At 60.7% G+C, this 17,172-nt stretch carries 15 protein-coding genes; 10 read left to right on the top strand and 5 right to left on the bottom strand.

All coding sequences use genetic code 11. The features are described from left to right. Nucleotides 1-15 precede the first annotated feature (15 nt). On the top strand, nucleotides 16-1,272 hold the full coding sequence (locus I5961_RS14190; protein ID WP_227235597.1) for an MFS transporter: 1,257 nt from the start codon (nucleotides 16-18) through the stop codon (nucleotides 1,270-1,272). A gap of 34 nt (nucleotides 1,273-1,306) precedes the next feature. Here I5961_RS14190 and I5961_RS14185 read toward each other — a convergent pair whose 3' ends face one another. Next, nucleotides 1,307-2,263, bottom strand: a complete 957-nt coding sequence (locus I5961_RS14185; protein WP_227232601.1) for a LysR family transcriptional regulator — start codon at nucleotides 2,261-2,263, stop codon at nucleotides 1,307-1,309. Nucleotides 2,264-2,478: 215 nt separating this feature from the next. On the opposite strand from I5961_RS14185, the gene I5961_RS14180 reads away from it, so the two are divergent. The 4 genes from I5961_RS14180 to I5961_RS14165 are packed head-to-tail and all read left to right on the top strand — an operon-like array spanning nucleotide 2,479 to nucleotide 6,338. Then, the gene (locus I5961_RS14180; RefSeq protein WP_227232600.1) at nucleotides 2,479-4,332 is read left to right on the top strand and encodes a DUF1302 domain-containing protein; all 1,854 of its coding nucleotides are present in this window, start codon (nucleotides 2,479-2,481) and stop codon (nucleotides 4,330-4,332) included. A gap of 26 nt (nucleotides 4,333-4,358) precedes the next feature. Beyond that, the gene (locus I5961_RS14175; RefSeq protein WP_085696110.1) at nucleotides 4,359-5,669 is read left to right on the top strand and encodes a DUF1329 domain-containing protein; all 1,311 of its coding nucleotides are present in this window, start codon (nucleotides 4,359-4,361) and stop codon (nucleotides 5,667-5,669) included. Continuing rightward, complete coding sequence (locus I5961_RS14170) at nucleotides 5,669-6,052, top strand: YidH family protein (RefSeq protein WP_227232599.1); 384 nt, start codon at nucleotides 5,669-5,671, stop codon at nucleotides 6,050-6,052. The genes I5961_RS14175 and I5961_RS14170 overlap by 1 nt, the downstream gene beginning before the upstream one ends. After that, nucleotides 6,045-6,338 (top strand): DUF202 domain-containing protein, encoded by a 294-nt coding sequence (locus tag I5961_RS14165; protein WP_227232598.1) that lies wholly within the window; start codon nucleotides 6,045-6,047, stop codon nucleotides 6,336-6,338. The genes I5961_RS14170 and I5961_RS14165 overlap by 8 nt, the downstream gene beginning before the upstream one ends. Before the next feature lie 17 nt (nucleotides 6,339-6,355). Here the strand turns inward: I5961_RS14165 and I5961_RS14160 are convergent, their stop codons facing one another. Both I5961_RS14160 and I5961_RS14155 read right to left on the bottom strand, forming a co-directional pair. Next, nucleotides 6,356-8,317 carry an alkyl/aryl-sulfatase gene (locus I5961_RS14160; RefSeq protein ID WP_227232597.1) on the bottom strand — a complete coding sequence of 654 codons (1,962 nt, stop codon included), beginning with the start codon at nucleotides 8,315-8,317 and terminating at the stop codon, nucleotides 6,356-6,358. A gap of 102 nt (nucleotides 8,318-8,419) precedes the next feature. Next, complete coding sequence (locus I5961_RS14155) at nucleotides 8,420-9,337, bottom strand: LysR family transcriptional regulator (RefSeq protein ID WP_085696114.1); 918 nt, start codon at nucleotides 9,335-9,337, stop codon at nucleotides 8,420-8,422. 75 nt (nucleotides 9,338-9,412) lie between these two features. On the opposite strand from I5961_RS14155, the gene I5961_RS14150 reads away from it, so the two are divergent. From I5961_RS14150 to I5961_RS14140, 3 genes are read left to right on the top strand one after another with little or no spacing between them, the layout of a single operon-like run. Then, on the top strand, nucleotides 9,413-10,651 hold the full coding sequence (locus tag I5961_RS14150; RefSeq protein ID WP_227232596.1) for a 3-hydroxyacyl-CoA dehydrogenase: 1,239 nt from the start codon (nucleotides 9,413-9,415) through the stop codon (nucleotides 10,649-10,651). Beyond that, nucleotides 10,648-12,417, top strand: a complete 1,770-nt coding sequence (locus tag I5961_RS14145; protein ID WP_227235555.1) for an acyl-CoA dehydrogenase C-terminal domain-containing protein — start codon at nucleotides 10,648-10,650, stop codon at nucleotides 12,415-12,417. The genes I5961_RS14150 and I5961_RS14145 overlap by 4 nt, the downstream gene beginning before the upstream one ends. Nucleotides 12,418-12,454: 37 nt before the next feature. Further along, nucleotides 12,455-13,618 (top strand): iron-containing alcohol dehydrogenase, encoded by a 1,164-nt coding sequence (locus I5961_RS14140; RefSeq protein ID WP_227235554.1) that lies wholly within the window; start codon nucleotides 12,455-12,457, stop codon nucleotides 13,616-13,618. Nucleotides 13,619-13,741: 123 nt separating this feature from the next. On the opposite strand, the gene I5961_RS14135 is transcribed toward I5961_RS14140, so the two are convergent. Both I5961_RS14135 and fnr read right to left on the bottom strand, forming a co-directional pair. After that, nucleotides 13,742-14,725 (bottom strand): zinc-dependent alcohol dehydrogenase family protein, encoded by a 984-nt coding sequence (locus I5961_RS14135; protein WP_227235553.1) that lies wholly within the window; start codon nucleotides 14,723-14,725, stop codon nucleotides 13,742-13,744. Nucleotides 14,726-14,749: 24 nt separating this feature from the next. Then, complete coding sequence (gene fnr, locus I5961_RS14130; RefSeq protein WP_085696119.1) at nucleotides 14,750-15,496, bottom strand: fumarate/nitrate reduction transcriptional regulator Fnr; 747 nt, start codon at nucleotides 15,494-15,496, stop codon at nucleotides 14,750-14,752. A 430-nt stretch (nucleotides 15,497-15,926) separates the two neighbouring features. Between fnr and I5961_RS14125 the strand changes: the two genes are divergently transcribed. Next, nucleotides 15,927-16,160 carry an Lpp/OprI family alanine-zipper lipoprotein gene (locus I5961_RS14125; RefSeq protein ID WP_085696120.1) on the top strand — a complete coding sequence of 78 codons (234 nt, stop codon included), beginning with the start codon at nucleotides 15,927-15,929 and terminating at the stop codon, nucleotides 16,158-16,160. A gap of 72 nt (nucleotides 16,161-16,232) precedes the next feature. Beyond that, the gene (locus I5961_RS14120; protein WP_085702059.1) at nucleotides 16,233-17,153 is read left to right on the top strand and encodes a universal stress protein; all 921 of its coding nucleotides are present in this window, start codon (nucleotides 16,233-16,235) and stop codon (nucleotides 17,151-17,153) included. Nucleotides 17,154-17,172: the final 19 nt, after the last annotated feature.

Below are 17,172 nucleotides of genomic sequence, written 5' to 3'. Positions count from 1 at the left end.
CCGGGCACGGCCTGGATGATTGCGGTACTGCTGGCGGTTTTGATGCTGGTGAACTTCCTCGACAAAGTGGTCATTGGCCTGGTCGCGGTACCGATGTCCAAGGAGCTGGGCCTGACCCCCACCGAATTCGGTCTGGTGGGCGGCGCCTTGCACTGGTTTTTTGCCATATCCGCTGTGATCGGGGGATTTGTCGCCAACCGCCGCCCCACGCGCACATTGTTGCTGGGCATGGGGGCGTTCTGGGCGGTGATCCAGTTACCGATGCTGTTCGTCAGTTCGCTGTGGGCCATCATTGCCTGCCGGGTGTTGCTCGGTATTGGCGAAGGCCCGGCGTCGCCAGTTGCGACCCATGCGCTGTACAAATGGTTTCCCAATGACCGTCGCAATCTGCCGGTTGCGCTGCTGCACACGGGCAGTGCGCTGGGGCTGCTGGTCGCCGGTGCGATGATCCCGTGGATCAGCGTGCATTACGGCTGGCGCATGAACTTCATCGTGCTCGCGGTGATCGGTGCAGTGTGGTGTGTGTTGTGGTGGTTGCTTGGCAGCGAAGGCACCCTCGACAGGATTCGCACCGGGCAATTGAGACTGGACGAAGGGAGAGTCGCTTATCGGCGGCTGCTGCTCGACAGCACGGTACTGAGCAACTACCTCTGTCATTTCGCCGCCAACTGGTCGCTGGCACTGACCCTGACATGGGTGCCGAGCTACCTGCAGACCGGTTTGGGCATTGACCCGATCATGACGGGGCGGGTGTTTGTACTGTTCGTGGTGGTGACGACACCGTTGAGTCTGTTTCTGGCCTGGTTATCGCAACGGTTCATGCGTGCGGGCATCACGACCCGCTGGTCGCGGGGCGCATTCGTTGCCATTTGCCTGATTGTCAGCGGCCTGCTGTCCGCCGCGCTCATGCTTGAGGGACTGAGCAACGTGGAGCGGATCGTCTGTCTGACGTTCAGCGGGGGGCTGGCCCTGGTGATGTATTCGGTCGGCCCGGCGATGCTCGCCGAGTTCACGCCGGGCAGCCAGCGTGCAGGCGTCCTCGCGATTGGCAACGGCATTGCGTCGCTGGCCGGTCTGTCGGCTCCGGTGGTCACCGGATTGTTGGTGCAGGGTGCTGGCGCCGAGCATCCGGCGGGTTACGCCGAAGGGTTTCTGGTATGCGGGGCGGTGCTGGTGGTTGCCGGGCTGGCGGGCTTGTTGTGGATGAATCCGCAGAAGACTCGCCAGCGCTTGCTTCAGGTCGACGCTGTCGGGCGGCCGGCAGTGATTTGAGCAAACGGCGCCGTCCGACTGCGCCGTGACAGCTTCAGGCTTCGCCGACAAAACTCAGCGGTGGCTCGATAGTGCGTTCGATCAGGCTGCCTTTCCAGCGGCCTTCGATGACAGCGTCTACAAGCAGGCTGCGCACCAGGTCGCGCATGCAGGTGGCGGCGAACGACAGCGGCTTGTGCTGCGAATGGGCGAGGGACACGGTGCGCGTGATGCGCGGCTCGACGATCAGTCGCGCTGAGATCGGTTCAAGCAGATCCGTCAATGGCGGCCAGTTGCTGATGGTCGCTGCCAGTCCCGCGCGCACCAGACTGCTGATGCCCGGCGCCGACTGTTGTTCGTAGCTGGAATCGAGTGTCACGCCGGCTTCCATTGCGGCCTGTTCGATACGCCGGCGCAGATGCAGTGCGCGCGGCGGCATCACCAGGCGCGTCGCGGCCGCTTCGGCGAGGCTGATCGGTGAGTGATTGGCTTCTTGCGCGGTGGCACCGACCCAGAAAAGGTCCTCGGTAAACACCGGTTCGGCGATGACGTGTTCCAGCTCCTCGGCATTGGGCACCACACCGAAATCGACCTTGCCCAACTCGATCGCCTGGCCGCCTTCACGGCTCAGGCCGTCCCACACCGTCAATTTGATCCCCGGAAATTTGCTCTGCGCCTGGGTGATGATCGCGGGCAGCAGCAGCGCCGACGCCGTCGCCGGAATGGAGATCGACACGTGCCCCATGGGATTGCCACGGCTTGATTTGAGCTCATCCTTCACCGAGTCGACTTGCTGAATCACCGAACGCGCCACCTCATACAACTGCCGGCCGGCGTCGGTCAATTCGATGCCGTCATGCAGGCGCGACAGCAATTGCATATCCAGTTCGCTTTCCAGCAAGCCGATCTGTCGACTCAACGCCGGTTGGGCAATGAAGGCGCGTCGCGCGGCGCTGGAGAAGCTTCCAGCCTCGACAATCGCGATGAGGTAACGCAGCTGTTTCAACGTCATGGGGTCAATCTCTGGTATGCCGAAGTGTTATGGCAACTATCTGAAGACGCTATTTGTTCAGGTCGGGGCGCCTACTTAGTATCCATAGAGACATAACAAGAGGCCCAGATCAACCGCAACAATCCGCTTGCCTGCTGAGTCAGCGGCCGCTGTCCCCGCTACAAGACATCCCCGGAAATCTCACTCTCGATAAACACAATAAGAGGTAAAGAGTGATGCAATTGCATATTCGCGGTCTCGCTCGACCGTCGTTTTTTTTATTGTCTTGCTGTTGTGTTTCCAGTCCTGCCGTCGCTCTGCAATTTCAATGGAACGATCTCGAAGCCCAGTTCGATTCGGCGCTGAGCCTGGGCACGAGTATTTCCACGGCCAACCCTGATCCGGCGTTGCACAACAGCGCCAACAGCGACGATGGCAAACTCAACTTCGCCTCCGGCGATGTGTTCTCGGCGGTGTTCAAGGGTACCCATGACCTTGAGCTGAAGCGTGACAACATTGGCGTGTTTTTACGCGGCACATATTGGTACGACACCGCGCTGCGCGATCATGACCAGCGCTTCAAGAAGGTCGCCGACAACAACCGCAAGCGATCGGCGAAAACCGCGGGCACTCAGTTGCTCGATGCTTTTGGCTACTACCTCTACGACATCGACGGCCAGCCGGGCTCGGTGCGCCTGGGCAAGCAAGTGGTGAACTGGGGCGAAAGCACCTTCATTCAGGGCGGGCTCAACGTCATCAACCCGTTCAACCTGTCCGCGCTGCGCCGTCCGGGTTCCGAAGTCAAGGATGCGCTGGTGCCGGTCAACCTGTTCTATGTCACGCAAAACCTGACCGAGGCACTGTCGTTCGACGCTTTCTATCAACTTGATTGGGAGCAGACTCAACTCGACAACTGCGCGACGTTTTTCTCCAACAACGATTTTCTGCCTGACGGCTGCGATGGCCTTGATGTCGGCGCCAAATTGCTGGGTAACCCTGCCGCCGTGGCCGGGTTGACGCCGTTGGGGGTCAACCTGACGCAAGAGGGCGTGCGCATTCCCCGCGCAGCAGACGATGACGCACGCAACGGCGGGCAATGGGGATTGTCGCTGCGCTGGTACGTCAGCGCTGTGGACACCGAATTCGGCGCCTACGCGGCCAACTATCACAGCCGCACGCCTTACATGGGCACCGTCAGCAGCCCGTATTTCAACAACACCGCGTTTGCTCCGCAGTTGTGCGCCAACCTGGGTATTGGCGCTGCCGGGTGCGGGGCATTTGTGGCCTCGGCCGCAGGCCAGTCGCTGACTGGCGCACTGCGTCTGGGGACTTCGCAATATCAGGTCCAGTACCCGGAAGACATTCGCCTGTATGGGCTTTCGTTCGCCACCACCCTGCGTACTGGAACGGCGCTGCAGGGCGAACTGAGCTATCGGCCGAACATGCCGATGCAACTCAACGGCACGGACATTATTCAGTCACTGCTCAATATCGACGGTCGCTCGCCATTGCTGGGCGAAGGTTTGAGAACCGACCGCGACAGTGCGCTGTTCGATGGCTACCGGCGCAAGGAAATGACCCAGGCACAAATCACCGCCCTGCATTCGTTCGGTCAAATGATGGGGGCCAGTCAGCTGCTGCTGGTGGGCGAAATCGGCGCCACGTATGTCGGCGGTCTGGAGGGGCGCGGCGGCCCCCGGTATGGACGCTCGGGCACATTCAACAGCGGAGAACTGGCCGATCCTCGCGTTTGTCAGGCCATCTCGAAAACGCCGCAGCACTGCAACAACGAAGGGTTTCTCACGCCGTTTTCCTGGGGCTACCGCGTGCGCGCAACGTGGACCTATCCCAATGTTCTGGCCGGTTTCGATTTTCGCCCGAACCTGTCCTGGGCTCATGACGTGCACGGCACAGGGCCGCTGGAGGGCTCGGCATTCAGTGAGGGCTCGAAAGCCATCAGCGTCGGTCTGGACGCGACGCTCGCCAGTACCTACAGCGTAAGTCTCGCTTACACCGATTACATCGACGGCGATTACGGCACGCGCGGCGACCGCGATTTTCTCTCACTGAGCTTGGGCGTCACTTTCTGAAGGGCACGACGATGAAGACCACATGCATGATGCTATTCGGTTTGCTCTGGATCACCGGTGCGATGGCGGCGGACGGCCTTGGCGAACACCTGACCCCGGCGGGAGCGGAACGTGCCGCCAGCGCCGATGGCAGAATTCCAGCCTGGCAGGGCGGACTCGACACCGCGCAGTTTCGGTTGGCCAGCAATGGTACGCCGCTTGACCCATACGCCGATGAACAACCGCTTTATGAGATCACCGCCGCGAATGCGCAGCAGTATCAGGATCAGTTGACACCAGGCCAGATCGCCATGCTCAAGCGGTTTCCCGAAACAATGCGATTGCCGGTCTACCCGACTCATCGCAGTGCCGGCGTACCTTCAGCGGTGGCCCTGTCGGCAGCACGCAATGCTGCCAATGCAACGCTGGTGGATGGTGGCAATGGCTTGAAGGGTTTTTCCGGGGCGATTGCCTTTCCCATTCCTGCCAACGGCCTGCAGGTGATCTGGAACCATCTGACACGCCCACGCAACGCCAGCTACAGCCTGATGTCCGACAGCGTGACGCCGCTGAAGAACGGTCGCTTCGTGCGCATGAGCTCGCGTCAGGACGTCGCTCTCCCGCAACCCGTCTCAGATGATGCGACCGATAATATCCTGTACTACTTCACCTACCGGATGACCGCGCCGTCACGTGTGGCCGGCGATGCCATCGTCGTGCACGAGACGCTCGATCAAGTCGCCCAACCACGCCTTTCTTGGGTCTACAGTGCCGGCCAGCGACGGGTGCGCCGCGCCCCGGGAGTCGACTATGACACCACCGGCCCCGGCACGGCAGGACTGCGTACCGCAGACAGCCGCGACATGTTCAATGGCGCACCCGACCGGTACGAGTGGAAATTGCTCGGCAAAAAACTGCTGCATGTGCCCTACAACAGCTACCGGCTGGCGTCCCCGGACTTGCGCTACAGCGGGCTGATCCAGCGTGGTCATCTCGACCCGGGGCCGACGCGCTACGAACTGCACCGTGTCTGGGAAGTGGTCGCTACCCTGAAGCCCGGCGCCAGGCACATCTACACCCAACGCCATTTCTACGTTGATGAAGATACCTGGGCGATTCTGGAGGCGGACGTCTACGATCAGCACGGCGAGCTGTGGCGCACCACTGCGGCACACAGTTTTTATCACCCGGTCGGGCAGGTGGCAGTGAACGCGCTGGAGGTCACTTATGACCTCAAGAGCTCGCGCTATCACGTCTCCGGATTGATCAACGAACAACAGCGCCCGTTTGTGTTCAACCTCGCCACCAGCCTCTCGTACTTTTCGCCCGGCGCATTGCGCAGCTTCGGAGTGCGTTGATGAGCGAGCGATCAACCCGTTGCTGGACCGAGCGGTTGCTGGGCGAGGGCGAGCCGCCGGACCCACGCTTTACATTAGCCAACGAGCGAACCTTTCTTGCCTGGATGCGCACCTCCCTGGCATTGCTCGGAGGGGGCATCGCAGTCGAAGCCCTGGCGGTGAACGCCTTCGCGCCGCCATTGCGCATGGGCATGGCGCTGAGCCTGATGCTCGTAAGCCTGTTGATCAGTTCGGGGGCTTGCTTGCGCTGGCTGCGCGTGGAGCGAGCATTGCGACAGGGCCGGGCGCTGCCACTGCCGACGTTGGTGCCCTTGTTGACTCTCGCTTGCGTCTTTGCGGCGTTGATGCTCGCGGTAGTGTTGTGGCCGCGTTGGCATGGTTGATCCAGGCTTGCAGGCCGAACGCACTGAGCTGGCGTGGCGACGCACGACCGTCTCGCTGCTGGTCGTAGCGGTGCTGGCGTTCCGGGCGGGCGATTGGCTGCAGTCCGCCGTCGCAATGGTGCCGGTGCTGGTCATGATGTGTCAGCCCGGACGGCGATATCGTCAGGGCCTGGCGATGCTGGAGGCGGAGCGTGCAATGCCGGCGCCGGGTTCGATATTGAGCCTCGGCGCTGGTGTATGTGTCATGGCAGTCATTGGCGTGGCGGGATTGTTGAGCGGTGATTGACACACCGCTCGGCCTATTCAAGGGGTGACGATGTTGAATCGCGCATCCGCTTCGTCGAGACCGCCCATGAACTGCAAAAACTTCAAACGTTCGCCATGAATGGAAATGTCGCCCAGGGTGGCTTCCTTGAGAAAACCGGTCTGCTTGAGGGCAATGCGGTCGAGCGTTGACTTGGCCATGCTGACCTCGACATCGGCGTGCTCGTGGCGGGTTCGGTCACGGTGGGTCAATACACCGTTGCGCAGGGTCAGGGCGTAATCCTCGTTCAGGTCGGTAAAGCGCCAGTTGATGGTCAGGTCGCGGTCAGCGGCCTTGAACGCATCAATGCGCACCGCCAGGTAATCAAAAAACAGGGTGGGTGTGAGGGCACGCACCATGTCATCGGCGTTGCCACCGGCACCGCTTGCGGCAGCTACGCCATCGCGCAATTCCTGTGCGCCGCTGAGGTAGGCATTGCGCCATGTGGCGTTTTCGCTTTGATAACCCAATTGTTCCAGCGCGTCGGCCTGCAGTTGTCGCGCCTGAACGTTGTCCGGTTCGGCAAACACCAAGTGGTTGACCAACTGCGCCACCCAGCGATAGTCGCCTGCGTCGAACGCGGTATGCGCTTGCTTGAGTACCTGATCGGCACCGCCCATGGCCGCCACGTAACGCTTGCCGGCATCGCGTGGCGTCAGCGGGTCGAGATTGGCGGGATTACCGTCATAGAACCCCATGTAACGCTGGTAGACCGCGCGTACGTTGTGGCTCAACGAGCCGTAGTAGTCACGGCTATACCACTTGCTCGCCAATTGCGGCGGCAGACTTGTCAGGGTCGCCGCGATTTCCATTGGCGTCAGGCCCTGGTTGATCAGGCGCAGCGTCTGGCTGTCGATGAAAGCGTACATGTCACGTTGATCGGCCAGGTAGTCGCGTATTTGCTGGCCACCCCAGGTCGGCCAGTGATGCTGGGCGAAAACGACCTGCGCCTGATCACCGTATTGGCGTAATGACTGATCGAGATAATGTGCCCAGATTTTCGGGTCACGTACCAACGCGCCACGCAAGGTCAGCACGTTGTGCTGAACGTGCGTGGCGTTTTCGGCCATGCACAATGCCTTGAATCCTGGAAAATAGATGTTCATTTCTGCTGGGGCTTCGGTGCCGGGGGTGAGCTGGAACTCGGCCTCAATGCCGTCCAGTGTCAGCCGTTCCAGCGGCTGGGTGATTTCCCGTGTGGGGGCGATGAGGCTGATGGTGGCGTTGGCCGGAATTCCTTTGCCCAGGCCCGCATCCACCTGACCGCGCTCACTGCGCGGCAACGCGGCGCCGTACATGTATTGGGCGCGACGCTTCATCGCCGGCCCGGCCAATACGTTTTCACCGATGGCGTGCTCGAAAAACCCCTGCGGTGCAATGACCTGAACCTTGCCCGCCTTGACGTCGGCCTCATCGATCACCCCGCGCACGCCGCCAAAATGATCGACGTGCGGATGGGTGTAAATCACTGTGTTGACCGGTTTGCGCGGTCGGTGTTTGAAATACAGCGCCATGCCAGCTTTTGCCGTCTCGACCGACAGCAGCGGATCCATCACGATCAGCCCGCTGTCGCCCTCGACAATAGTCATGTTCGCCAGGTCCAGGCCGCGGATCTGATAAATGCCTTCGGTGACCTTGAAGAGCCCCGCGATGCTGTTGAGTCGGGCGATCCGCCACAGACTCGGATTGACCGTGCCAGGCGCGTCAGCGTTGTTGAGAAACGCGTATTGACCTGGGTCCCAGACACTGTTGCCCGCGCCGTTGCTGACCACTGCGTCATAACGCTCGATCAGGCCACGGTTCGCGGCCTCGAAATCACTACGGTCGGCAAATGGCAGACGTTGCAGCCATTGCGCGTTGCTGTCGAGGGTGATGGCCGTTGCATCCTTGGCTGGCGTAGCTGCCAGGCCGGACAACGGTGCAAGCACGGCCAGTGCCAGCAATGAGGGTCGCAAACGCATGGGGTGTTCCTTGTTATTGTTGAGGGCCAATCACTCTAAGTAGCCTGCCAAAGCGCAGCCAATACCAGAGCGGCATGGTGGCCATCTCATTTTTCGATGCTTTCAAGGCTGCGCGATGGCGAGGATCTGCTCCGACAGCCAGGCCAGCGCCGGGTCATGTTGGCGATGGCTCAGATACACCAGATCCAGTTCGAACGGATCCAGCGCAAACGGCAGATCATGCAAGTCCAGTGGCAGCAATTCGGCGAACTGCTGGGCGAGCTGAGTGGGCAGGACAACGCAGAGGTCGGTGGCTGCTACAAGGTGCGCGGCCTGCAAGTAATTGGGTGTGGTGTACACGATCTGTCGTTGCAGATTCTGCTCGGCCAGCCATTGATCGACCATTCCGCGGGTTTGCCCGCCGTGCACCCAGAGGTGGCGCAACCGCAAGAAGGTTTGAAGATCCAGAGAGTGGTTGACCTGCGGATGATTGCGGCGCACGGCAACCCGCAACGTTTCCCGGCGCCAAAGTTGCCGGGTGAACCTCGCCGGCAGCTCGTTGAAGCGCCCGAGCACCATGTCCAGATCGCCGCGGTCCAGCGCATCGGCCGGCAGATTGGGTGCCAGGTGCACAACGTCGATGCGCAGGTGCGGCGCCGCTGTCTGCAGATGCGCCAGCAAGGGTGGCATGCACAGCTGTTCGACAAAATCGGTCAACGCAATGCGCAACTGGCGGTGGCTGAGCAGCGGCTGGAAGACATCGCCGATAGCCAGCGTCTGCTCAATTTGCCCGAGTGCCGCGCGAATTGGCCCTTCGAGGGCGAGTGCGCGAGGCGTCGGGCACATGCGACGGCCGACACGCACCAGCAGCGGATCGTCAAGCAGGTCACGCAACCGCGCCAGTGCATTGCTGACCGTAGGTTGCGTCAATGCCAGCCGCTCAGCTGCGCGCGAGACATTTTGCTCGCGCAACAGCATGTCAAGGACGCGCAATAGATTCAGATCAAAGTTCGACATATTCATGGGAAAAATATATTCCATGGTTAATCTAAATTTCAAAAATATCTGATGCGTGCTTAGGGTGGCGGCTGTTCTTTTCGTCTCTGGAGCATGCGTGTGAGTACCTCTTTGGATATCAGACAGGTTGCTGTCATTGGTGCCGGCACCATGGGTCGCGGCATCGTCATCAGCCTGGCCAGCGCCGGACTGCCAGTGCTTTGGCTGGACAGCAATACACCGACTCTCGACGCAGGGTTGAGTACGATCGAGCAGATCTGGTCGCAGCAGGTCGTCAAGCAGCGCATCAGCCAGCCTGAGGCTGAAGCCAACCGCCAGCGTGTCCAGGCCGTTCACGATTATGCGGCGCTGGCCGAGGTCGATCTGGTGATCGAAGCGGTGTACGAGAGCCTTGAGCTCAAACAGGAAATCTTTCGCGCACTCGACCGCCAACTCAAGCCGCAGGCCATTCTGGCCAGTAATACGTCAGCGCTGGACATCGACGCCATTGCCGCCGTCACGGCTCGCCCGCAGCAAGTATTGGGACTGCATTTCTTCAGCCCGGCGCACGTCATGAAGCTGCTGGAAGTCATCCGTGGTGCACGCACCGACAACGCGGTGCTCGATGCTGCGTGCAGGCTGGGCGAGCGGATCGGCAAGGTTGTGGTCGTCGCAGGGAACTGTCCCGGCTTCATCGGTAATCGCATGCTCGCCAGCTACGTGGCCGAAGCGCGCAAGCTGTTGCTTGAGGGCGCATTGCCCCATCAGGTCGATGCGGTATTGCAGCAATTCGGTTTCGCCATGGGCCCGTTCCGCATGTATGACGTGGTCGGTATCGATCTGGAGTGGCGCGCGCGGCAACTGGCCGGGGAGGGCATGGAGGCACCTTTGGTACAGGTTGATAACGCGCTGTGCGACCTTGGCCGCTTCGGTCAGAAAACCGGCCATGGCTACTACAGCTACCCGGAGGACAGCCGTCACGCCGAACACGATCCTCAGGTCGACGCGCTGGTGCTCGAAATCTCTCATGGGCTGGGTTATCGCCGCCGCGAGATCTCCAAACAGGAAATCCTCGAGCGCTGCCTGCTGGCCTTGATCAATGAGGGCGCGAAAATCCTCGAAGAAAAGATCGCTGCCAACAGCCATGACATCGATCAAGTCTGGCTCAACGGTTACGGGTTTCCCAAGGACGCAGGTGGCCCGATGCGCTGGGCTGACGCACAAGGTTTACCCCTGATTGCCGCACGGCTCGAACATTTGCAAAGCCTGTTCGGTGAGTGCTGGCGACCGGCAGCGCTGATCCGCCAATTGATTGCTGACGGCAGGCACTTCTTCAATGTCCAGGAGGGTGAGGTATGACTTACCAGGCGCCACTGCGTGAAATGCGCTTTGTTTTGCACGAACTGTTCAACGTCACTGAACATTGTCAGCAAATGCGCACTGAGCTCGACCGCGACACGATTGATGGCATCCTCGAGGAGGCGGCGCGTTTTGCCGGCGAAGTCATCGCTCCGCTCAATCGCAACAGTGACGAGCAGGGCTGTCAGATGCATGGCCGTGAAGTCAGCACGCCACGAGGGTTTCGCCAGGCGTATCGACAATACGTTGCTAACGGTTGGGCCAGCATGACCGGGCCGCTGGCGTTCGGGGGGCAGGGCGTGCCGCAGATGGTTGCGGCATGTTTTCACGAAATGCTGATGTCGGCTTCCCTGGCCTTTCGCATTTACTCAGGTCTGACTGAAAGCGCGGTGCTGGCCGTGCATCGACACGGCAGCCCGGCGCTCAAACAAGCCTATCTGGCGAAAATGGTCAGCGGTGAATGGACCGGAACCATGTGCCTCACCGAACCTCATGCCGGCACCGATCTGGCCCTGTTGCGCACCCGTGCTCAGCCTGAAGGTGATGGCAGTTACCGGGTCACGGGTACCAAGATTTTCATCAGCGGTGGCGAGCAGGATCTGACCGATAACATCATCCACCTGGTACTCGCCCGTCTGCCGAGCGCGCCGCCGGGGGTGAGGGGGATCAGCCTGTTTCTTGTGCCGAAAATTCTGCCCGATGGCCAGCGCAACAGTCTTGGTTGCGGTGCGCTGGAACACAAGATGGGCATCAAGGGCACCTCGACGTGCGTGATGAATTTCGACGGTGCGCAAGGCTGGCTGGTTGGTGAGGCGAATCAGGGATTGGCCTGCATGTTCACCATGATGAATGACGCGCGTTTCCAGGTGGGCCTGCAAGGCCTGGGTATTGCCGAAGCGGCGTTTCAGGGTGGCCTGAGCTACGCCCGTGAGCGTTTACAGTCCCGCTCCCTGGCCGGTGCGGTCGCGCCTGATCAGGCCGCCGATCCGATCATTGTTCATCCCGACGTGCGCCGCATGCTGTTGACGCAAAAAGCGCTGACTGAAGGTTGCCGGATGCTCGCTGCCTATACCGCGCGGCAGCTGGACCAGGAAGGGGGAATGGGCGAGGAACATAACGCGGCGAAGCGCCGTGCAGCGCTGCTGATTCCGATTGTCAAAGCGTTCTTTACCGACGTGGGGCAGGAAGTCGCCAGCCTTGGCGTGCAGCTCTATGGCGGACACGGCTATATCCGCGAGTGGGGCATGGAGCAGTTAATGCGCGATAGCCGCATCACTCAACTCTACGAAGGCACCAACGGTATCCAGGCGCTGGATCTGATACGCCGCAAACTGCTGGCCGACGGCGGTGCCGAGCTCGATGCGCTGATCGATGAATTGGCAACAGGGCTTGATACCGCCCAATCCCATGAAACGCTGCAGGAAATGGCCCGGGTAGTCAGCCTGCGCTTGACCGAATGGCGCGCACTCGGCACCTCGGTCATCGAAGCCTGTCAGCGCGATCCGCAGGAAATCGGCGCGGTGTCGGTGGATTTTCTTGCCTACTCGGCATACGTCCTGCTGGCCGCTCTTTGGCTGCAGGCTGCTGTCTGCGCGCAGCAGGCCTTGTCGCAAGGAAGTCCTGATCGTGAGTTTTATCAAACCAAATTGCACACTGCTGACTTCTATTGGCGACGTCTGCTGCCCCGCGCCGGCGCTCATCGCGAAGCGTTACTGGGCGGAGCGAATTGCCTGATGGCAATTGCGGCCGGCGATTTCAACGCCTGATCAGGCCTGTCACTCATAAAAACAAGGAATCGTGTCGATGCAGTCCTTCAGCTTTGCCACCGCCGCGCAGATTCTCTGCGAAGCCGGCGCGGTGCAACGACTCGCCAACCTGTGCCGGGAACGCGGTGCCCGGCGCGTTTTGATCGTCACCGATCCGGGAATTGCCCGGCTCGGTTTACTTGACGACCTGCTGCCAGGGTTCAGTACTGCGAAAGTCGCTGTGGCGATTTTCAGTGATGTATCCGCCGACCCCCATGAAAACTGCGTACTGGCGGCGGTCGAGCGCGCCCGGCATATCGGTGCCGACCTGATTGTCGGTTTCGGTGGCGGCAGCTCGATGGACGTCGCCAAACTGGTCGCGTTGCTCGCCCATCCCGACAATGCCCAGACACTTAACCAGTTGTACGGCGTCGATCAGGCCAAGGGCAGGCGCCTGTCGTTGATTCAGGTGCCGACCACGGCGGGCACCGGTTCGGAAGTCACGCCGATCGCCATCGTCACCACCGGCGAAACCAGCAAAATGGGCATCGTTTCGTCATTGCTGCTGCCGGATCTCGCCATCCTCGACGCCGTCTGCACCCTGGGGCTGCCACCACAGGTCACGGCCGCTACGGGTATCGATGCGATGGTCCACGCCATCGAGGCTTACACCAGCAAAATCAAACGCAACCCGCTGTCCAGCCTGCTCGCTCGCGAGGCGTTGCGACTGCTGGCGACGAACCTTGATCAAGCGGTACATAACGGCGGTCATCTCGCTGCACGTCAGGCCATGCTGCTCGGTGCCTGCCTTGCCGGGCAGGCGTTTGCCAACGCACCGGTTGCTGCAGTGCATGCCCTGGCTTATCCGCTGGGCGGGCACTTCCATATTCCCCACGGCTTGTCCAATGCGTTAGTGCTGCCGCACGTTCTGCGTTTCAACCTGCCCATGGCCCAAGCGGATTACGCCGAACTTGCCGCGCCATTGCTTGGGGACCGGTTGCAGGCAGGTGATCGCAGCAGCCTCGCCGAGCAGATGATTACGGAACTGGAGCAACTGACGCAGCGCTGCGGCCTGCCGGCTCGCCTGCGTGATATCAACGTCCCCGGGAATTGCCTCGAACAATTGGCCAGTGACGCGATGCTGCAGCAACGACTGTTGGTGAACAATCCGCGCGAAGTCAGCCATGACGATGCTTTGGCCATTTACAGGGCGGCTTGGTGATGAGCGATCCGCGGTCTGGTGCCAGCTACCGCAACTTCACCCAGATCACTATTCAACCAGATCACTACGCGTTGGCATGACAACGATGCCTGTGGTCACGTCAACAATGTGGTCGATCAAGCATCAGGGAGTGAGCACGATGGCGCCGTTGAACCGACCACTGCGCAAACAGGCCAAGGCCTGATTGGCCTCATCCAGCGCAAACCGGGTGACGTCGCAGTGCACTGACGTGTGTTGCAGCTCGGCGAAAAACGCAGTGCCGTCCTCACGGGTCAGGTTTGCAACCGAGCGCAGGATGCGTTCGCCCCAGAGCAGACGATAGGGGAAAGCGGGGATGTCGCTCATGTGAATTCCGGCGCAGATCACGCAACCGCCCTTGACTGTTGCCGACAGCGCCAGAGGCACCAGCGCGCCGACCGGAGCGAAAATCAGGCCGGCATCCAGCGGATGAGGCGGCAGTTGATCCGAAGGGCCGGCCCATACGGCCCCCAGCTTGCGGGCATAGGCCTGGCTTTCGTGATCCTCGGGCCGGGTGAAGGCGTACACCTGTTGGTGGCGGCCCCGGGCGATCTGGATCGCCAGGTGGGCTGCCGCGCCAAACCCGTAGAGACCGAGGTGGCGGGCGTCACGGGCCATTTGCAACGCACGAAAGCCGATCAGTCCGGCACACAGCAGGGGCGCGGCCTGCAGATCGCTCAGGGCATCGGGAATCGGGAAGCAGAATCGCGGATCGGCAACGGTGTACTCGGCGTAGCCGCCGTCCAGTTGGCAGCCGGTGAACTGCGCCTGATCGCAGAGGTTTTCTCGGCCCGATCGACAGAACGAGCATTTGCCACAGGTCCAGCCCAGCCAGGGAACACCGACCCGTCGTCCGATCCACTCAGAGGCGACGTCGCTACCCACAGCGGTGACTTCACCGACGATTTCATGCCCCGGCACCCGAGGCAGCACGGCTTGCGGCAGTTCGCCGTCCAACAGGTGCAAATCGGTACGGCACACACCGCAGGCCAGGACTTTGATCAACAGTTGCCGTTCGCCGGGAACGGGAACCGGACGTTCTTCCCGTTGCAGCGGCTGTCCGGGCGAGTGCAGAACCATGGCGCGCACAGGCAGGCTCCAGATTGGACGAGATCAATGCCCGACAGGGCGATGGCAACCGGCGATCATCTGCTTGAGCCCTTCCAGGTCGAGGACTTTTACGTCACGCCCGGAGATCTCCACCAGATCCTTGTCGCGCAAGTGCGCGATGCCCCGGCAAATGGTTTCCAGGCGCAAACCCAGGTACGAGCCGATTTCCTCGCGGCGCATTTTCAGTACGAAGTTTTTCGCCGAGTAACCGCGCTGGTTCAGGCGTTGCGAGAGGTTCAGAAGGAAGGCTGCCAGGCGTTCGTCGGAGTTCATCGTACCGAGCAACATGAGCATGTCGTGGTCGCGCACGATTTCCCGGCTCAGCAGCTTGGTCAGGTTGTGTTGCAGCGAGGGCAGTTGCTGCGCGAGTTTTTCCAGATGGGAAAAATGGATCGGGCAGACTTCGCTGTCTTCCAGTGCAAAGGCGTTGCAGGTATGGGAGTCAGTGCTGATGGCGTCCAGGCCGAGCATTTCTCCCGGCATTTGAAAACCGGTGACCTGCTCACGCCCGTCGAGGGACAGCAAGTTGGTCTTGAATGAACCCAGGCGGACGGCATACAGGGATCGCAACGGATCACCTTCACGGTAAAGGGCCGCGCCTTTCCTGACTTTGAAGCGCTGGGCGATGAGTGCATCCAGCCGCTCTACCTCCGGCCCGGACAGGCCGATCGGCAAACACAGCTCCAGCACACTGCAGTTGGAGCAGGCCGACTTGAGGCGACGAAATTGCAACGCTTTGGTGTCGGACATGAATGTGATCCCCATCACACGGGCGTTTAATTATAGTTGCCCGTCTGTCAGGGGCACTCAAACCGGCGTCGGCAAAGAAAAAAAACGACCAATGGAATATGTCACTCATCATCTACTTTCGCTTCAGGGCGAGTCGTCAATTGAACCTGTGCGCTGAGGGTGACGCTTGATTTAAATCAAGTTACGGCGGGGGCCGCCCTCCAGAATCGATCATTTGATCGGGACCTTCGACCTTGACGCGAATAGCCTTGGCCAAGTCTTTTTTCTACGCCTGGCCGACAAAATTTCGTTGAGGAATATCAACAATGGCGCTTCGGGCCGCAGCGGCCGCAAGCGAGCGATTTGTTGACAAAGATCAGAGCCGGCGGCGGCCAACGCCAGATACTCAAGCCAACACGGCCTTCAGCATTGATCCATTGAGGAGAAAACCATGAACAGGCGCTTGGTCATCGTCGTGCTCGGTTTGCTGGTGGCGGCGACTGGCGGTTGCGGTCATCGCCAGACCGAAGAATTCGACGCTCGGCTGGAGTCCGCCGAGGACAACGCCGCAACCGCCAGGCTTCGGGCCGATGAGGCGTTGCTCAAGGCAGAGCAGGCGCAGCGAGCGGCTGAAGAGGCGTACGAGCGCGCAAGACGCATGGCCGAAAAAGCGGTGCGCAAGTAATCGAGATCGGTCACGAGTCGGAACAGGGACGTCAGGCTGGCAGGATCAGCCAAGCATTGCCGGGGAAAAGTGATGCTCAAACTCAAACGCATTTTGTTGATCGCTCGCCCCGAGATGAATCGTTCTCCGGCCTTCGAACGTGCCGAAGCGCTGGCCAGGGCAACCGGAGCGCTTTTGCACATCGTGGCATTCGATTATGTCCAGGCGCTGGCGGTAGCGGGCCTCTTGGACCCGAATGCCATGACCCAGGCGCGGGAGGGCTATCTGCAAGTGCACCGGCAGTGGCTGGAACAGCAAGCGCAGTTTCAGCGCAGCGCCGGACTGCCAGTCAGCACCGAAGTGGTGTGGGCCAGGACCACGCCCGCCCATGTACTCGAATACATCAATGACTTCCATGCCGATCTGGTGATCAAGGACATGCAGTATGTGCCGGCACTCGAGCGTGCCTTTCATCGGCCGCTGGACTGGGTATTGCTGCGCGACTGTCCGGCTCATCTGCACCTGGTGAGCGAAGGCGCCAATCCCGTGCCTGCGAAAATACTGGCAGCCATCGACCTTTCTCATCTGGAAGAACTGACCCAGGGCCTCAACGACCGGATTCTCGATCTCGCCAAAACCCTGGCAGACGCAACCGGCGCGACGTTGCAGCTGTTGAACGTCTGTAACTGGTCGGTGCTGGGGGACGCCGCGATGAGTGTGCCGACACCAAGTCTGGACCGCAGCTTGTGCGAGGCGATTACCGATACCCAACAAGAGGCATTCGATGCGCTCGCCGAACGCTACGGCATCGACAAGCCTCGGCGGCATCAACTGACCGGCATTCCCCACAAGGTAATCGAACTGTTCGCCCGCCAGAATGCTTTTGACATGCTGGTGCTGGGGTCGGCCTATCAACGCGATGTCGATGGTTTTGTCGGCAGTACGGTCGAAACGTTGACGAACCGGGCACCCTGCAGCCTGATGATCGTCAAGCCCACGTCCGGGGTCGACTGATGGCAGCGCCAGTACCCGG

Source organism: Pseudomonas sp. IAC-BECa141, from assembly GCF_020544405.1.
GTDB lineage: Bacteria > Pseudomonadota > Gammaproteobacteria > Pseudomonadales > Pseudomonadaceae > Aquipseudomonas.
Note: the sequence above shows the minus strand (reverse complement) of the source record. Positions and strands in the feature narration are given on the sequence as shown.